Raw genomic sequence first — 16,220 nt, 5'->3', positions numbered from 1 at the left:
AAAAAACGCGACCTAGGTGCGCTCAGCGCCGTCCGCGCGGCGTGCCGTGGCGCGTGCGCCCGGTCCCCCGGGGCGGGTGGCCGCCTCGTGCTCCGCGATGTCCCCCACCGCCTGGCAGGCGTCGGCGACCGGGTCGGCGGCGTCGACGTGCCGGGCGAGCCGGCCGAGCAGCCCGCGCAGGGCGGCGGCGTCGCCGGGGGCGAGGCCGGCGAGCAGGTGCTCCTCGACCCGGGTCAGCCGCCGGTCGGCGGCGGCGAGGGCGCGGCGGCCGTCGTCGGTGGCGACGACCCGGCGGTTGCGGCGGTCGTCGGGGTCGGGGCGGCGCTCCACGAGCCCGGCCGCCGCCAGGTCGTCGATGAGGTAGGTCATCGCGGTGCGGTCGACGCCGAGCCGGCGGGCGAGCGCCCGCTGCGTTCCGGGCGCCTCGCGGGCCGTGGCCGCGAGGACCTGGCGGCCCCGGGGGCCGCCGGGGACGTCCGCGACGGCGTCGGCCGCGAGCTTCACGTAGGCACGGAAGACGACCCCGAGGGTCCACCCCAGGTCGTTCTCCAGCCCGGGGCCGGCGCCCGGGGCGGGCGCGCCGCCCGGGCCGGTGGCGGGCGGAGGGTCGGCGGGGCGGGTGCCGACGGGGCGGGACGCAGCAGGCATGCACCCAGACTACGTCCGTACGTGCGGCCGGGCATACAGTAGGTCCCGCATACGTTCTATGATTCTGACGATCTACTTCTCCACATCATCCCCGCGCGGAGGACCGCCATGCCCGACTACGGCCACGACCTGCGGTTCGGAACCTTCCTCACCCCCGACGCCGGCGACGCCGACGCCGTGGTGGAGCTGGCCCGGCTCGCCGACCGGCTCGGCCTGGACCATGTGAGCGTCCAGGACCACCCCTACCAGTCCCGGTTCCTCGACACCTGGACCCTGCTGTCGTTCATCGCGGCCGCCACCGAGCGCGTCCGGCTGTTCCCCAACGTCGCCAACCTCCCCCTGCGCCCGCCCGCCGTCCTGGCCCGCAGCGCGGCGAGCCTGGACATCCTCAGCGGGGGCCGCGCCGAACTGGCGCTGGGCTCCGGCGCCTTCTGGGACGCGATCGCCGCCAACGGCGGCCCCCGCCGCACCCCCAAGGAGGCGGTCGACGCCCTGGAGGAGGCCATCGGCGTCATCCGCGCCCTGTGGACCCCGGGCCGGGGCGCCCGGACCGGCGGCACGCACTACCGGCTCGACGGCGCCAAGCCCGGCCCGTTCCCGGTCCACGACATGGGCATCTGGTTGGGCGCCTACAAGCCGCGCATGCTCCGGCTGACCGGCCGCCTGGCCGACGGCTGGGTGCCCAGCTCCCCCTACGCCCCGCCGGAGGAGCTGGCCGCCATGGGCGCGGTGATCGACGAGGCGGCGCGCGCCGCCGGCCGCGACCCGGCGGAGGTGCGCCGGGTCTACAACGTGGTCGGCTCGTTCACGGGCACCGGCGGCGGGTTCCTCCAGGGCCCGCCGAAGGTGTGGGTGGAGCAGCTGGCCGAACTCGCGCTCACCGAGGGCATCAGCGACATCGTGCTGATGGCCGAGGCCTCGGCGCCCGCCGACCTGGCCCGGTTCGCCGAGGAGGTCGCCCCCGCCGTGCGCGAGCTGGTCGCGTCCGAGCGGCGGTCCGCCGCCTCCGGCGCCCCTGCGGCGCCCTCCGCCGCGCCCGCTCCCCCGGTCGGCGCGGCGGCCGCCGTGGACGCGGACGCCGCCGGGGGGCCGCCCGCGTCGCTCGGGGTGCGCGCCACCCCGCCGCCGGCCGAGCGGTTCAGCGACGAGGCGGTGTGGGACGAGTCGACCCGCCCGGTCGGACCCGCGCCCGACCCCGACCGCTCCTACACCGACGCCGACCGCGCGGGCGGCCGGCACCTCGTCGACGTCCACGACCACCTGCGCACCGAACTGGAGCAGTTGCGCGACCTCGTCCGGCAGGTCGCGGAGGGCTCCGTGGGCGCCGGGGCGGCCCGCGACCTGATCGCCACCATGACGCTGCGGCAGAACAACTGGACGCTGGGCACCTACTGCGAGAGCTACTGCCGGGTCGTCACCACCCACCACACGCTGGAGGACCGGGCCGTGTTCCCGCGCCTGCGGCGGGCCGACCCCCGGCTGGCGCCCGTGGTGGACCGGCTGCAGGAGGAGCACGAGGCCATCGCCGAGGTCCTGGAGCGCGTCGACCGGGCCCTGGTCGCCCTGGTGGGCGACCCTGCGCGGCTGCCGGACGTGCAGCGGGCGGTCGACCTGCTCACCGACACCCTGCTCTCCCACCTGTCCTATGAGGAGCGCGAACTGGTGGAGCCGCTGGCCCGCATCGGCTTCGGCGGCCGCTGACCCCCCGCCGCGCCCCCGGCCGCCCGGGGGCGCGGCCCCCACCGCTCCCCGGCCGCGTCCGCCGAGGAGGGTCTGGAGGTGGTGCCGGCCCGTGTGCCCGGCCGGGTGGCCGTCGCCCCCGTGGCCGGCGGCCCGGGGTGGGGGCCGGACGGGCGTGCCGGGCCGGCCGTCGCCCTGTACCGCGACGGCGAGTGGGAGCTGACGGTCGACCGGCCGGTGTCGGAGACGGTCGCCGTCCTCGCCCCGGACACCGCCGAGGGCGCGCGGGAGGTCGCCGCCGTGGTGGGCGGTGTCGCCCGGGGCCGGTCGCCCGACCCGTTCCGGCGGCGGCCGTGCCGCGGCGGCTGAGGGCGGCGGGGCGGCCGTCCGCCGCCATCGCCGCTCCCCCGCTCTCTGCGGCGCGGTGGGGGCGGAGGTGCGGGGGCGGCCGGGTGTCGCGTTCCGACCGGCGGGACGGGGCGGGAAAAGGCGGACGGCCCCGGCGAGCCGTGGCTCACCGGGGCCGTCACGCGTACAGGTCCGATGCGGCGGTCGCCTCTCGGCGCGGTGCACAACGCGGCTCCGAAAGACCGCCCGGAACCCCGAGGGGTCCGCGGGCGCGGTATTCCGCGAAGGCGATAGGTGAGGCCCGGGGGACACGTACCGCATCGTCCTGCACCGGGCACAACGGTGGGGGCGGCACCGAAATTCCCGCGCGCCCCACGGGATTCTCCGGAATCCGCGGTCGGGGCCGGCGGAGCGCCGGGAACGGCGCCGCCCCGCCGCCGGGGACCGGCGACGGGGCGGGACGTGGCACGGCGGTGCGGCGGTGCGGCGAGGGCCGACCGCCGGGCGGGGAGGGTCAGACGGCCGAGCCCCGGGTGGCGGAGCGGGCGGAACCCCGGCCGCCGCGGCCGCGGTGGCCCCGGCGCTCGCCGGACGGCACCGAACCGTCCCGCGCCTGGCGCGGCGCGGAGCCGCTCCGGCCGCGCGGCGCGCCCGAACCGCCCCGGCCGCGCGGCGGCGCGGCGGCGGGCGCCTCGACGGCGACCGGGATGCCCGACGGCTCCCGAGCCCCGGTGACCCGGGTGAGTTCGGCGTCGCCGGGCCGCACCCGCGCGGTGTGCGGGGTGATGCCGGCCGCCGTCATCAGCCGCGCCATGTCCCGGCGCTGGGAGGGGGCGACGAGCGTGACCACGCTGCCCGACTCCCCCGCGCGGGCGGTGCGACCGCCGCGGTGCAGGTAGTCCTTGTGGTCGGCGGGCGGGTCGATGTTGAGGACGAGGTCCAGGCCGTCGACGTGGATGCCGCGGGCGGCCACGTTGGTGGCGACCAGGGCGGTGACGCGCCCGCTCTTGAACCCGTCGAGCGTCCGGTTGCGCTGCCCCTGCGACTTGCCGCCGTGCAGCGCCCCCGCGTGCACGCCGTTGGCGAGCAGGGTCTTGGTCATCCGGTCCACGGAGCGCTTGGTGTCCATGAACATGATGACCCGGCCCTCGCGCGCCGCGATGTGCGTCGCGGTGGTGTGCCGGTCGGCGTCGTCCACGTGCAGGACGTGGTGCTCCATGGTGGTGACCGCCCCTGCGGAGGGGTCGACCGAGTGGACCACCGGGTCGCTCAGGAACCGGCGCACGAGCCGGTCGACGTTGCGGTCCAGGGTGGCGGAGAACAGCAGGCGCTGCCCACCGGGCCGCACCTGCTCCAGCAGGTTGGTGACCTGGGGCAGGAAGCCCATGTCGGCCATCTGGTCGGCCTCGTCCAGGACGGTCGCCTCGACCTCGCCCAGGCGGCAGTCGCCGCGCTCGACCAGGTCGCGCAGGCGCCCCGGGGTGGCGACGACGATCTCGGCGCCGGAGCGCAGCGCGGCGGCCTGGCGGGTGAGCGACATGCCGCCGACCACGGTGGCCAGGCGCACCCGCACCGCGCGGGAGTAGGGGGTCAGCGCGGCGGTGACCTGCTGGGCCAGTTCGCGCGTGGGCACCAGGACGAGCGCCAGGGGCTGGCGCGGCTCCGCCCGCCGCCCGTGGGTGCGGGCGAGCAGGGAGAGCCCGAAGGCGAGGGTCTTGCCGGAGCCGGTGCGGCCCCGGCCGAGGACGTCGCGCCCGGCCAGCGAGTTCGGCAGGGTCGCCGCCTGGATCGGGAAGGGGGCGGTGACGCCGTTGCGGAGCAGCTCGGCGGTGAGCGCCGCCGGCATGTCGAGGTCGGCGAAGGCCTCCACCGCCGGGAGCGGCGGGGTGATGGTGGTCGGCAGGGCGAACTCGCCCTGGACGGCCGCGGGGCGCCCGGCCGGGCGGGCGGGGCCGCCCCGGCCGCGGCCGCCCTGTCGGGCGGGGCGCTGGCGGGAGGCGGACATGGTGGTGCGGTTCACTGGGGAACTCCCTGTTCGGTGCGCGCCGGGGCCGTCGGCGGCGGAGCCGCGCGGCGGGCCGCGGGAACGGACCGGAGAAGACGACGTCGAAGCGAGGATGTGCGAAGGGCTTCGACGGGGGCCGTTGCCCGCGCGGTGCGGGGCGCTGCGGCCGGGGTGGTGCGCCGCCTCGCACGCGGGCGGCGGTGCTGCGCCCGCGCGGGGCGGGCTCGGGGTGCGGCGTGGGCCGCTCCGGGGGTCAGGCCGGACCGGTGTGGTCGGGCCGGGTGACGGCCCCCGCCCCGGGGTGCGCGGCCGGGACGCGGCGGCGCGGGGTGGAGTCGTCGGCAGGGGTTCCGGTGCCGCCGGTGGCGGACGGGCCGGAGCCCGGGTCGTGGTGGGACCGCGGTGCGGTTCCGGTGGTCATGTCGGTCTCCTCAGGGGCCGGCCGGAACCCGCGATCTGCGGGGTTCCGCGTCGCCGTGATGATCACCCCACCGGAGGAAGGACCACCGGACCGGGAGGAGGGGCGCCCTGGCCGGTGAGGGCGGGCGCGCACGCATTCCATGGGAACCACGACTGCAACTTCCGTCGAACCTAGCACGTCCGCACCACGATGGGGGGACGGCGCGGGGTAACGCCGGTCACGGCGGGGGACGGAACAGGGCGGACGGCCGCCCTGTCCGCGCGTCCGCGCACGGCGGCCGCCGGCCCCGCGGCGGGGCCGGCGGCCGGGCCGGGTCAGGACGCGTGGGCGTCGGCGGCGGCGAGTTCCAGCAGCTCCTGGAGGCGCAGGCCCCGGCGGGCGTCGAGGTCGGGCGGGGTGCCGGTGCGCACGGCCGCGGCGAACTCCCGGCGCAGCACCGGCCAGCACTGGTCGTGGTCCATCGCGTCGCCGTCGAGCACCAGGGTCTCCTCGGGCCCGTACAGCTCGATGGAGGTGTGGCCGGTGGGCAGCCGCACCGCCCCCGACAGCGACGACTGGCTGACGGCGCCGTTCTCGTGCTCGCAGGTGAGTTCGATCCAGGTGCGCGGGTCGCCCGTCGCGCGGATACCGGTGATGGGGCCGACGGCCGCGTCGACCAGGTCGAGCAGGTGCGGTCCGAGGTCGAGCAGGGCGCCGTACTCCAACCGCCACGGCGTGGCCATGTCCCCACCGAGGAAGACGCCGTGCAGGAAGCAGGAGCGGGCGCCGGTGACCTTCATCCGGGAGGCGCGCTCCAGGAACGCGCGGGTCTCCGGGTGGTAGCGCTTGCTGAGCACCATCATCGACACCACGCCGGCCTCCTCGACGGCGTCGGCCACGGCGCGGGCCTCGTCGAGGGTGAATCCGAGCGGCTTCTCCAGCAGCAGGGCGCGCCCGGCGGCGGCGGCGCGCGGCGCGATCCGCGCCTGGACGCCGGGCGGAACGGCGAAGGCGACGGCCTCGCAGGCGTCGAACAGCTCGTCGAGCGAGGCGGCGGCGGTGGCGCCGTGGCGCGCGGCCAGGGCGGCGGCGGCCTCCGGGCGCCGCGCCCATACCGCGCTGAGTTCGGTCTCGGGTCCGGCGGCCAGCATGGGGGCGTGCATGTCCGCCGCCCAGGGGCCGGCTCCGACGAGTCCGACACGGACGGGTGTGCTCATGGTGCGGTGCCTTCCGCGAGACGGGCGTCCGCCTGGGCGGGCGCGTACAGGTGGTCGACCACGAGGCGGCCGACGCCGTGCAGCCCGGCGCGGTCGCCGAGCCGCCCGGTGACCACCTGCAGGTTGCGGGTGGCCCGGGCCAGGGCGCGCTGGTACAGGACCTCGCGCACCCCGGTCACGAAGTGGGTCTCGGCGAGGTCGCCGGAGACCATGAGCACGCCGGGGTTGAGGACGCACACGACCGTGGTCAGGACCTCGCCGACGCGGCGCCCGGCCTCGCGGGCGAGCCGGACGGCCTCGGGGAGGTCGGCGCGGAGGTGGTCGCGGACCCCGGACCCGGAGTCGGTGGGGACGCCGAGGCGGGTGAGTTCGGCGGCGAGGGCGCGGCCGCTGGCGACGGCGGCCAGGCAGCCGCGGGAGCCGCACTGGCACAGGGCGTCGTCGCGGTCGTGCAGCCGGATGTGGCCGATGTCGCCGGCGCCGCCGTCGATGCCGCGGTAGACGCCGCCGGAGACGATGACGCCGGCGCCGATGCCGGTGGAGACCTTGACCAGGACGAACGCGGGGCAGTCGGGGTGGCCCGCGGCGTGTTCGCCGAGGGCCATCATGTTGGCGTCGTTGTCGACGAGCACGGGCGCGTCGAACGTCTTGCGGAGGTGGTCGGGGATGGGGTAGCCGTCCCAGCCGGGCATGATGGGCGGCCGGACGACGCGGCCGGTCTCGAACTCGACCGGCCCGGGGACGGCCACCCCGATGCCGCAGACCTCGTCGGCGCGGCGCCCGGCCCGCTCCAGCAGGTCGGTGAACCAGCCGGCGAGGGTGTCGAGGACGGGTTCGGGGCCGTCGGAGACGTGCAGGTCGCCGCTGTGCTCGGCGAGGGGGCGCCCGCCGAGGTCGAGGACGGCGGCGCGGGCGCGGGTGGTGTCGAGGCTGGCGGCGAGGACCACGGCGTGGCCCTCGTTGAAGCGGAGCCGGGTGGGCGGGCGGCCGCCGGAGGAGGAGTCGACACCGGACTCCTCCAGCCAGCCCACGTCGAGCAGCAGGTCGAGCCGGTGCGCCACCGTGGAGCGCGACAGGCCGGTGAGCGCCTGGAGTTCGCGCCGCGTGTTCGCCTGGCCGCTGCGGACGAGCTGCAGCATGCTCCCGGCGCTCGTGGGTGCGGTGGCCATCGTCTCCCTCCTCGCGTGTGGTGCGGCGCCCGACGGCGCGGTCAGCTCTTGTCGGCCCCGCTGGTGAGCCCCTCGGTCAGCATGCGCTCGGCCGCGTAGAACAGCGCGACGACCGGGACGGTGAGCACGACCGATCCGGCCATGAGCACGGTCTTGGGCACCTCGATGCCGTTGGCGAGCTGCTGCAGGCCGAGCGAGACGGTCCACAGGCTCGGGTCGGCGGCCAGGAAGAGCAGTGCGAACAGGAACTCGTTCCAGGCGATCATGAAGACGTAGAGTCCGGTGGCCATCAGCGACGGCGCGGCGAGCGGCAGAACGATCTTACGCACGATCGCGGGCCGTGAGCAGCCATCGAGCGCCGCGGCCTCCTCGATGCTCTTCGGAATGGTCGCGAAGTAGTTGCGCAGCATGTAGATCGACACGGGCACGGTCTGCGCGATGTAGACGACGGCGAGTCCCACGAGGCTGCCCTGGAGCCCGATGCGGGCGAAGATGACGAACAGCGGGACGGCCAGCAGCGTGGCGGGGAACAGGTACACGGCCAGGAACAGGGCGCTGACCTGGCGGCCGCCGAAGAACCTCAGCCGGCTGACCGCGTAGGCGCCGGGGATCGACGCCAGCAGGGTGAGCGCGACCGTGCCCAGCGACACCACGGCGGAGTTGGCGAGCAGCCGGAGGAACCCCTGCCCGCCGTCATCGGTGGAGGCCAGCACGGTGCGGTAGGTGTCGAGGGTGAACTCCGACGCCGACACCCAGATGCGCCCGGGGTCGAGCAGCAGCTGGTCGATCGGCTTCACCGACAGCACGGCCATGTAGTAGAAGGGGAAGAGGGTGATCACCGCGAGGAAGGCGATCACCACCCAGCGCAGGGCCCCGAACACCCGCTTCTCGAATCCGGCGCGGGTCACTGTGCCTCCTCCTGGGTCCGGCGGGCGAAGAACGCGAAGTACACGCCGAGCAGCACGGTGAGGACCGCGGCCAGCACCAGCGCCTGCGCGGCGGCGGCGCCGACGTCGAAGCGCGCGGTGAGGAACTCGTACACGCGGACCGCGACCACGTCGGTGCCGGCGCCGCCGCCCGTGAGCAGGTAGACGTCGTCGAACTTGTTGAAGGTCATGATCAGCCGGAGCACAGCCAGCAGCGAGATCACCGGCATGAGCTGGGGCAGCAGGATGTGCCGGAAGGTCTGCCACAGGCCGGCGCCGTCGATGGTGGCGGCCTCCTCCAGCCCGTTGGGCACGGCCTGGAGCCGGGCGAGCAGGAACAGGAACGCGAACGGGAAGTACCGCCAGATCTCGAACACGATGACGGTCAGCAGGGCGACCGGGACGGGCAGCTGCACCCCGAGGACGCTGACGTCGGCGTTGCGCTGGCTGAGGAACGCGATGGGGGCGTCCCAGCCGAGGAGTTCGGTGCCCCACTCGTTGACGATGCCGTACTGGGGGCTGAGCATGACCTCCCAGACGAAGGTGACGGCGACGACCGGCGCCACGTAGGGCACCAGCATCGACCCGCGCAGCAGGCCCCGGCCGCGGAACGGGCGGCGCAGCGCCAGCGCGGCGACGAGGCCGAGGGCGATCGACCCGGCGGTGGACCCGACCGTGTACAGCAGGGTGGTCCACAGCGAGGACCAGAAGCCGGGCGAGGTGAAGACGAGCTCGAAGTTGCGCAGCGTCCAGTTCCCGAACAGGCCGGTGGTCTGGATGTCGACCAGGCGGGTGCGCTGGAAGGCGAGCAGCACCGTCCACAGGATCGGCAGCACGACGACCGCGAGGACCACGATCAGGGTCGGCGAGACGAACGCCAGGCCGGCCCGGTTCTCCCGGGCGGCGGCGGTGGTGCGGCGGGCGGGCCGGCCGCGGGCGGCGCCGGGCGGGCCGGCGGGGCGGGCGGAGGTCCCGGGGGACGGTCGGGTCATGTGGCCACCTCGGATGGACGGTCGGGCGGCGGGGCGGCGGCCCCGCACCGCGGTGGACGGCTGCGGTGGACGGCTGGGTGGACGGCTACTGGAGCGACGTCTGGATGGCGGTGACGTCGGCGTCGGCCTGCTCGGCGGCCTCGGCCGGGTCGAGTTGGCCGCCGGCGATGGCGCTGACGGCCTGCGGGACGGGGAGTTCGCCCATGGTGGCGCCGACGAGCCGGCCCTGCCCCTGGGTGATCCCCCACCGCTGCATGCTGCCGATGCCGTTGCGCTGCTGGTCGAGGACCTCGGGCGGGTAGACGTCGGCGAGCGGGGCGCGGGTGTCCACGCCGGCGTCGGCGGCGTCCCAGGCGCGCTGGAACCGGTCGGGGTCGTCGGGGGTGCCGGAGCGGGCGGGGAACTTGCCCTCGGGGGCCATGCCGAACCAGTCGGCGTAGCCCTCGTCCAGCATGTGCTCGACGAAGGTCCGCGCGGAGCCCGTGTGGGCGGTGGTGGTGACCGCCCACGAGGTGATCTCGCCGAACTGGGCGGGGGCGTCGCCGTCGGGGCCCTGGACGGCGGTGACGACGCCGCTGTTGTCGGCCAGCCAGCGGGGGTCGTCGCGGCATTCGGGGCAGCTCGGCAGGGCGTCGTCGCGGAGTCCGGCGAGCTCGTCGAGCAGGAAGGAGGACCAGACGATCATGGCGGAGCGGCCGGCGAAGTAGGTGGCGCGGGTGGAGTCGACGGTCTGGGTGCCCTCGGCGGAGTGGTCGGTGACCAGGCCGCCGTAGAACGCGAAGGCGCGCCGGCATTCGGGGCTGTCGAGCAGGACCTCGCCGGCGCCGTCCACGAGTTCGCAGCCGTTGGCGAGGGCGAGGTATTCGAAGCTCTGCTGGGTGAACGCGTCGGCGGGGTCGGTGGCCAGGGAGATGCCGTCCATGTCGGGGCCGTCGAGGGTGCGGGCGGCCTCCTCGATGGCGGCGTAGGTGTCGGGCGGGGCCAGGCCGGCGTCGGCGAACAGGTCGGCGCGGTAGACGAGGAGCTGCGCCCAGGCGTCGGAGGGCACGGCGAGCCGCCGGTCGCCCTCGGTGGTCAGCTCCAGGGCCTGGGGGTCGAAGGTCGCGGGGTCGAGGTCGTCGACGATCCGGGTGGCGGCCTCGGTGTCGAGGAGGTCGTTGGCGGCCATGAGGCGCACCGACGACAGCGGCACGGCCCCGATGACGTCGGGCAGGGTGCCGGCGGCCGCGGCGGACATGATGAGCTGGCCGAGCTGGTTCTCGTCCACGCCGACGAGTTCCACCTCGATGCCGGTATCTGCGGTGAACCGGTCGACGATCCGCTGGGTGGCGGCCGCCCTCTCGGTGATGTTCTCCAGGCTCCACACGGTGATCGTCGAGCCGTCGTCCTCGGCCGGCCGCGCCGCGCAGGAGCTGAGCAGCAGGCCGGCGGCGGCCGACGCGGCGAGCGCCGTCAGGCGGCGGGACCTTCGCATCGTCTGCCTCTCGCACGTGGGATTCGGTGGGGCGGTGGCGCGGGTGTCCGGGTGTCCGGCCGGTCCCGCGATCCGTCCCCTCCATCTTCGGTGCGCATCATGAGAACACTACTTTTGCGTATTGACAAGGCCTAAGATAGAGGTAGCTTCGACGAAACCTTTACTGTTATGCCCGCCGCACTCCGCCTCCGGCGCCGCGGCGGCGGCCCGTCCACGGGAGCCCCTGTTGGAGACAGTCGTCCAGTTCACCGGACCGCGCCAGGTCGAGGTCGCCGGCTACCAGCGGGCGCCGCTGCCACCGGGCCACCTCAGAGTGCGCACCCGCTTCTCCGGCATCTCCGCGGGGACCGAGCTGACGGCCTACCGCGGCACCAACCCCTACCTGACCCGGGCGTGGAACCCGGCGTCGCGCCTGTTCGACGAGTCCACCGCCGGGCTGGAGTACCCCGTCGTGGGCTGGGGCTACTCCGAGGTCGGCGAGGTCGTGGAGGCCGCCCCCGACTGCGCCGACCTGCCCGGGGTGCCCCGGGTCGGCGACCTCGTGTGGGGCATCTGGGGCCACCGCAGCGAGGGCGTGGTCCCGGCGGCGCGCATGGTCGGCCACCGGCTGCCCGTCGGCCTCGACCCGCTGGCCGGCGCGTTCGCCCGGGTGGGCGCCATCGCCCTCAACGCCGTGCTGGCGGCCGAGGTCAACCTCGGCGAGACCGTGGCGGTGTTCGGCCAGGGCGTCATCGGCCTGCTCGCCACCCGCCTCACCGCGCTCAGCGGGGGCCGGGTGCTCGCCGTCGACGCCCTGGAGGCGCGGCTGGCCGCCGCCGAGCGGTTCGGCGCGTCGGCCGTGCTCAACGCCCGCACCGAACGCGTCGCCGAACGCGTCCGCGACCTCACCTCGGGCACCGGCGCCGACACCGCCGTCGAGCTGAGCGGCGCCTACGCCGCCCTGCACGAGGCGGTGCGCGCCACCACCGTGGGCGGCCGCGTGGTCGCCGCCGGGTTCTACCAGGGCGGCGGCGACGGCCTGCGGCTGGGCGAGGAGTTCCACCACAACCGCATCGAGCTGGTCTCCTCGCAGATCGGCGGCGTCCCGCCGCGCCTGTCCGGGCGGTGGAGCGTCGACCGGCTCCAGCAGACCTTCCTCGACCTGGTCGCCGACGGCCGGGTCGAGGTCAAGCCGCTCGTCAGCCACCAGATCCCGGTCGCCGACGCCACCACCGCCTACCGGCTGCTCGACGAGCGGCCGCAGGACGCCCTGCAGATCGTTTTGGAGTTCTGAACCCCGATGACCGCCACCACACCGCGACTGGCCTGCCAGGAGCAGCTGCTGCCCGGCACCACCCTGCAGGACAAGTGGGAGTACGCGCGCGCCGCCGGCTACGACGGCATCGAACTGCGCGGCAGGAGCGCCTTCGCGCTCCGCGACCGGCTGCCGGAGCTGCGCCGCGCCCTGCGCGACGGGGTCGTGCTGCCGACCGTGTGCGTCGACATGCCGCACTTCTTCGGCGCGTTCGACCCCGACCTGCGCCGCGACGCCGTCGAGCAGATGAAGTCCCAGCTGTCGGTCATCGCCGAGATCGGCGGGGTGGGCGCGCAGACGCCCGCCTCCTACGGCATGTTCTCCCGGCGGCTGCCGCCGTTCGAGCCGCCGCGCAGCGAGGCCGAGGACCGCGAGGTGCTGCTGGCGGGCCTGGCCGAGCTGGGCGCCCACGCCGAGCGCGAGGGCACCACCCTGTTCCTGGAGCCGCTCAACCGCTACGAGGACCACATGGTCAACCGGATCGACCAGGCCGCCGACCTCATCCGCGCCGCCGGGTCGCCGGCGGTGCGCATCGGCATCGACAGCTACCACATGAACATCGAGGAGGCCGACCCCGCGGCGGCGGTGCTGGCCGCCGGCCCGCTGATCGGCCACGTGCAGGTCAGCGACTCCAACCGGTTCCAGCCGGGGGCCGGGCACATCGACTGGCCGGTGTTCTTCGCCGCGCTCGACGCCATCGGCTACAGCGGGTGGACGGCCGTGGAGTGCCGGCTGTCCGGCGACCCCGACTCCGCGCTGCGCGGCGTGCCGCCGTTCGTGCGCAAGGTCGCCGCGTGACCGCCGCCCCAGTGGCGGCGGACGCCCCGGCCGCCCCCGCCGCTACGGACGCCGACCTGCGCCGGGCCGCCGTCCGGGTGCTGCTCGGCAACTGGACGGGCAGCTCCACGCTGCCCTCGCGCACGCTCTACCCGCACCAGTGGAGCTGGGACTCCGCGTTCATCATGCTCGGCCTGCGGCACATCTCGCCGTACCGGGCGCAGCGGGAGCTGGAGTCGATGCTGGGCGCGCAGTGGGCCGACGGCCGGCTGCCGCACATCGCGTTCCACCCGGCCACGCCGCCCGGCGCGTACTTCCCCGGCCCCGACTTCTGGCGGTCGGCGTCGGCGGGTTCGGCGCCGCCCGGTGTGCCCACGTCGGGCATCGTGCAGCCGCCGGTGCACGCCCTGGCGGCGTGGGAGACCCACCGGGCCGACCCGGTGGCGTCGCGGCGGCGCGGGTTCCTGGAGCGGGTGCGGCCGGGGCTCGCGGCCTGGCACCGCTACCTGGCCGACCGCCGCGACCTGGGTGGGCGGGGGCTGGCCGCGGTCGTGCACCCGTGGGAGTCGGGCATGGACAACAGCCCGGCGTGGGACGCCCCGCTGGCCCGGGTGGAGCCGGCCGCTGCGGGCAGCTTCCGGCGGCGCGACCTCGACCACGCCGACGTCGCCGACCGGCCCACCGACCTCGACTACGGCCGCTACGTCCGGCTGGCCGCCGACTACCGCGACCACGGCTACGACGACCGCGCCACCCCGTTCGGGTTCGCCGTGGAGGACCCGTCGTTCAACGCGCTGCTGGTGCTGTCGGAGCACGCCCTGGCCGACATCACCGCCGAGCTGGGGGGCGACCCCGCGCCGCACCGCGAGCGCGCGGCGGCCCTCACCGAGGCGCTGGTGGGCGCCCTGTGGGACCCCGGCGCCGGCCTGTTCCTGTGCCGGGACCTCATCGGCGGCGCCCCCATCCGCGAGTACGGGGTGGCCGGGCTGGTGCCGCTGGCCGTCCCCGGGCTGCCGGTGGCGGCCGACCTGCTGCGCACGGCGCTCGGCGAGCGGTTCCGGGTGGGCGGCGTGCACCTGGTACCGAGTTACGACCTGACCGGGCCCGCGTTCGAGCCGGGCCGCTACTGGCGCGGCCCGGGGTGGTTCAACATGTCGTGGCTGGTCCACCTGGGCCTGCTGCGGCACGGCGCGCCCGCGCAGGCGGCGGCGCTGCGGGCGTCCATGCTGGCGGCGGCCGCGCGGACCGGGTTCGCCGAGTACGTCGACCCCTACAGCGGCGAGGGGCGCGGCACCCGCGACTTCAGCTGGACCGCGGCGACCGTCCTCGACCTGCTGAGCCGGGAGGTGTGATGACCGACCGGCGGCTGCTGGTCCGGCGGGGGGTGTTCGCCGCCGTGGACGCCACCGGCGACGTCCACGGCACCCGCGGCACCGCGCCCGACGGGCTGTTCGCCCACGACGCCCGCCACCTGAGCCTGTGGCGGCTCAAGGCCGACGGCGCGGCGCTCACCCCGCTGGCGCCGGGGGTGCTGGTGCCGCCGGGCACCCGCGACGCCCCACCGCCCTACCTGGTGCTGCGCGAGCAGGCGGTCGACGCGTTCGGGCTGGCGGAGCGGGTGCGGGTGGTCAACCACACGGCCGAGCCGATCACCGTGCGGCTGCGCTACCTGGCCGACGCCGACTTCGCCGACCAGTTCGAGCTCCGCTCCGACGGCCGCCGCTACCCCAAGCCCGACGCTCGGCACGAGCGGTCGGCCGAGCCCGGCGGGCTGGTGTTCGGCTACCGGCGGGGCGCCTGGGCGGCGTCGACCACGGTCACCGCCGACCCGCCGCCCGACACCGTGCGCGCCGGGTCCGACGCGTGCACCGCCGAGTGGGAGCTGCGGCTGCCCGCCCACGGCGAGGCCGCCGTCACCCTCAACGCGCGGGTGCGCACCGGGCCGGACGGGGCGGCCGGCCCCGTCCCCGCGCCGGTGCCGCCGGCGCGCGTCGCGGCGGCCGACGCGGCCGAGGCCGCGGAGTTCACCGGCGCCGCGCCGCACCCGCGCGACCGGGGCGGCGACCCCGACCTGCTGCGCGCCTGCGACCAGGGGCTCGCCGACCTGGCGGCGCTGCGGGTGCCCGTGCCCGGCCCCGACGGCGCGCCGCTGCTCGTCCCGGGGGCGGGGGTGCCCTGGTTCCTCACCCTGTTCGGCCGCGACGCCCTGCTGACCTCGCTGTTCGCGCTGCCGTACCGGGCGGGCCCGGCGGCGGCGAGCCTGCGCGCGCTGGCGGCGGTGCAGGGGCGCGCCGACGACCCGGCGCGGGTGGAGCGGCCGGGCAAGATCGTGCACGAGGTGCGGCGGGGCGAACTGGCGCACTTCGGCCAGGTGCCGTACGGCCGCTATTACGGCGCGGTCGACTCCACCCCGCTGTTCCTGGTGCTGCTGCACGCCTACACCGAGGCGGCGGGCGACACCGGGCCGGCCCGCGAGCTGGAGGGGGCGGCCCGCGCGGCGGTCGACTGGATGCTGGGCGACGGCGGGGTCGCGTCCGGCTACCTGGTGTACACCCCCGACCCCGCCGGCCTGGTCAACCAGTGCTGGAAGGACTCGGCGGGGGCGGTCTGCTGGGCCGACGGCCGCCAGGCCGAGGGTCCGATCGCGGTGTGCGAGGCGCAGGGCTACGCCTACGACGCGCTGCGCCGCACCGCCGACCTGGCCGAGCGGGTGTGGGGCGACCCCGGGTACGCGGGCCGGCTGGCCGCGGTCGCCGACCGGCTGCGGGCGGACGTGCACCGCGACTTCCCGATGCCCGAGGCGGGCGGGTTCCCGGCGATCGCGCTGGACGGTGCGGGGCGGCGGGTCGACGCGCTGGCCTCCAACGCCGGGCACCTGCTGTTCTCGGGGCTGGCCGACCCGGCGTGGGGGGCGGCGATCGGCCGGCGGCTGCTGCGGCCGGACTTCTTCTCGGGGTGGGGGGTGCGCACGCTCGCCGCGGGCCAGCGGCCGTACCACCCGTTGAGCTACCACCGGGGCGGTATCTGGCCGCACGACAACGCCGTGATCGCGCTGGGGCTGGCCCGCTACGGGCTGGCCGCCGAGGCGGGGCGGCTGACCGAGGGCCTGGTGGCGGCGGCGGCCCGCAACGGGTTCCGGCTGCCGGAGGTGCTGGCCGGCTACGACCGCGCCGACCACCCCGAACCGGTGCCCTACCCGCACGCCTGCTCGCCGCAGGCGTGGGCGACGGCCACCCCGCTGGCGCTGCTGACCGCGGTGGCGGGGCCGCCCGGGGCGTGAGCGGCGGCCG

At 76.3% G+C, this 16,220-nt stretch carries 14 protein-coding genes; 6 read left to right on the top strand and 8 right to left on the bottom strand.

Annotated features, from left to right (window positions below):
* Positions 1-12: 12 nt before the first annotated feature.
* Complete coding sequence (locus NT8_RS04015) at positions 13-648, bottom strand: MarR family winged helix-turn-helix transcriptional regulator (RefSeq protein WP_084468628.1); 636 nt, start codon at positions 646-648, stop codon at positions 13-15.
* Positions 649-756: 108 nt separating this feature from the next.
* Between NT8_RS04015 and NT8_RS31180 the strand changes: the two genes are divergently transcribed.
* Both NT8_RS31180 and NT8_RS04005 read left to right on the top strand, forming a co-directional pair.
* Complete coding sequence (locus NT8_RS31180) at positions 757-2,349, top strand: LLM class flavin-dependent oxidoreductase (protein WP_067964369.1); 1,593 nt, start codon at positions 757-759, stop codon at positions 2,347-2,349.
* A gap of 81 nt (positions 2,350-2,430) precedes the next feature.
* Entirely contained in the window at positions 2,431-2,697 is a 267-nt protein-coding gene (locus NT8_RS04005) for a hypothetical protein (protein ID WP_157515504.1), read from the top strand.
* A gap of 493 nt (positions 2,698-3,190) precedes the next feature.
* On the opposite strand, the gene NT8_RS04000 is transcribed toward NT8_RS04005, so the two are convergent.
* The 7 genes from NT8_RS04000 to NT8_RS03975 all read right to left on the bottom strand — a co-directional run bounded on the left by NT8_RS04000 (position 3,191) and on the right by NT8_RS03975 (position 10,859).
* A complete protein-coding gene (locus NT8_RS04000) occupies positions 3,191-4,696 on the bottom strand; it encodes a DEAD/DEAH box helicase (protein WP_067964365.1) in 1,506 nt (501 codons plus the stop codon).
* Between the two features lie 238 nt (positions 4,697-4,934).
* Positions 4,935-5,102, bottom strand: coding sequence for a hypothetical protein (locus NT8_RS29120; protein ID WP_157515503.1), 168 nt, complete (start codon positions 5,100-5,102; stop codon positions 4,935-4,937).
* 314 nt (positions 5,103-5,416) lie between these two features.
* On the bottom strand, positions 5,417-6,298 hold the full coding sequence (locus NT8_RS03995) for a Gfo/Idh/MocA family protein (RefSeq protein ID WP_067964364.1): 882 nt from the start codon (positions 6,296-6,298) through the stop codon (positions 5,417-5,419).
* Positions 6,295-7,467, bottom strand: a complete 1,173-nt coding sequence (locus NT8_RS03990) for an ROK family protein (RefSeq protein ID WP_067964362.1) — start codon at positions 7,465-7,467, stop codon at positions 6,295-6,297. The genes NT8_RS03995 and NT8_RS03990 overlap by 4 nt, the downstream gene beginning before the upstream one ends.
* Before the next feature lie 41 nt (positions 7,468-7,508).
* A complete protein-coding gene (locus NT8_RS03985; RefSeq protein WP_067964360.1) occupies positions 7,509-8,375 on the bottom strand; it encodes a carbohydrate ABC transporter permease in 867 nt (288 codons plus the stop codon).
* Positions 8,372-9,385: a carbohydrate ABC transporter permease gene (locus tag NT8_RS03980; protein ID WP_067964358.1), complete on the bottom strand. Its 1,014-nt coding sequence runs from the start codon at positions 9,383-9,385 to the stop codon at positions 8,372-8,374. Before NT8_RS03980 ends, NT8_RS03985 begins: the two co-directional genes overlap by 4 nt.
* 85 nt (positions 9,386-9,470) lie before the next feature.
* The gene (locus NT8_RS03975) at positions 9,471-10,859 is read right to left on the bottom strand and encodes an ABC transporter substrate-binding protein (protein ID WP_067964356.1); all 1,389 of its coding nucleotides are present in this window, start codon (positions 10,857-10,859) and stop codon (positions 9,471-9,473) included.
* Positions 10,860-11,085: 226 nt separating this feature from the next.
* On the opposite strand from NT8_RS03975, the gene NT8_RS03970 reads away from it, so the two are divergent.
* Genes NT8_RS03970 through NT8_RS03955 form a run of 4 tightly spaced genes read left to right on the top strand, consistent with a single transcriptional unit; the run spans position 11,086 to position 16,210 of the window.
* On the top strand, positions 11,086-12,132 hold the full coding sequence (locus NT8_RS03970; protein ID WP_067964354.1) for a zinc-dependent alcohol dehydrogenase: 1,047 nt from the start codon (positions 11,086-11,088) through the stop codon (positions 12,130-12,132).
* Between the two features lie 6 nt (positions 12,133-12,138).
* Positions 12,139-12,951 carry a sugar phosphate isomerase/epimerase family protein gene (locus NT8_RS03965; protein WP_067964352.1) on the top strand — a complete coding sequence of 271 codons (813 nt, stop codon included), beginning with the start codon at positions 12,139-12,141 and terminating at the stop codon, positions 12,949-12,951.
* A complete protein-coding gene (locus NT8_RS03960; protein ID WP_067964350.1) occupies positions 12,948-14,282 on the top strand; it encodes an MGH1-like glycoside hydrolase domain-containing protein in 1,335 nt (444 codons plus the stop codon). The genes NT8_RS03965 and NT8_RS03960 overlap by 4 nt, the downstream gene beginning before the upstream one ends.
* On the top strand, positions 14,282-16,210 hold the full coding sequence (locus NT8_RS03955) for an amylo-alpha-1,6-glucosidase (RefSeq protein ID WP_067964348.1): 1,929 nt from the start codon (positions 14,282-14,284) through the stop codon (positions 16,208-16,210). The genes NT8_RS03960 and NT8_RS03955 overlap by 1 nt, the downstream gene beginning before the upstream one ends.
* The last annotated feature ends 10 nt before the right edge of the window (positions 16,211-16,220 follow it).

Source organism: Nocardiopsis trehalosi NBRC 14201 (assembly GCF_001552555.1).
In the GTDB taxonomy this organism is placed as follows: Bacteria; Actinomycetota; Actinomycetes; order Streptosporangiales; family Streptosporangiaceae; genus Nocardiopsis_B; species Nocardiopsis_B trehalosi.
This window is presented reverse-complemented; position numbering and strand designations above follow the sequence as displayed.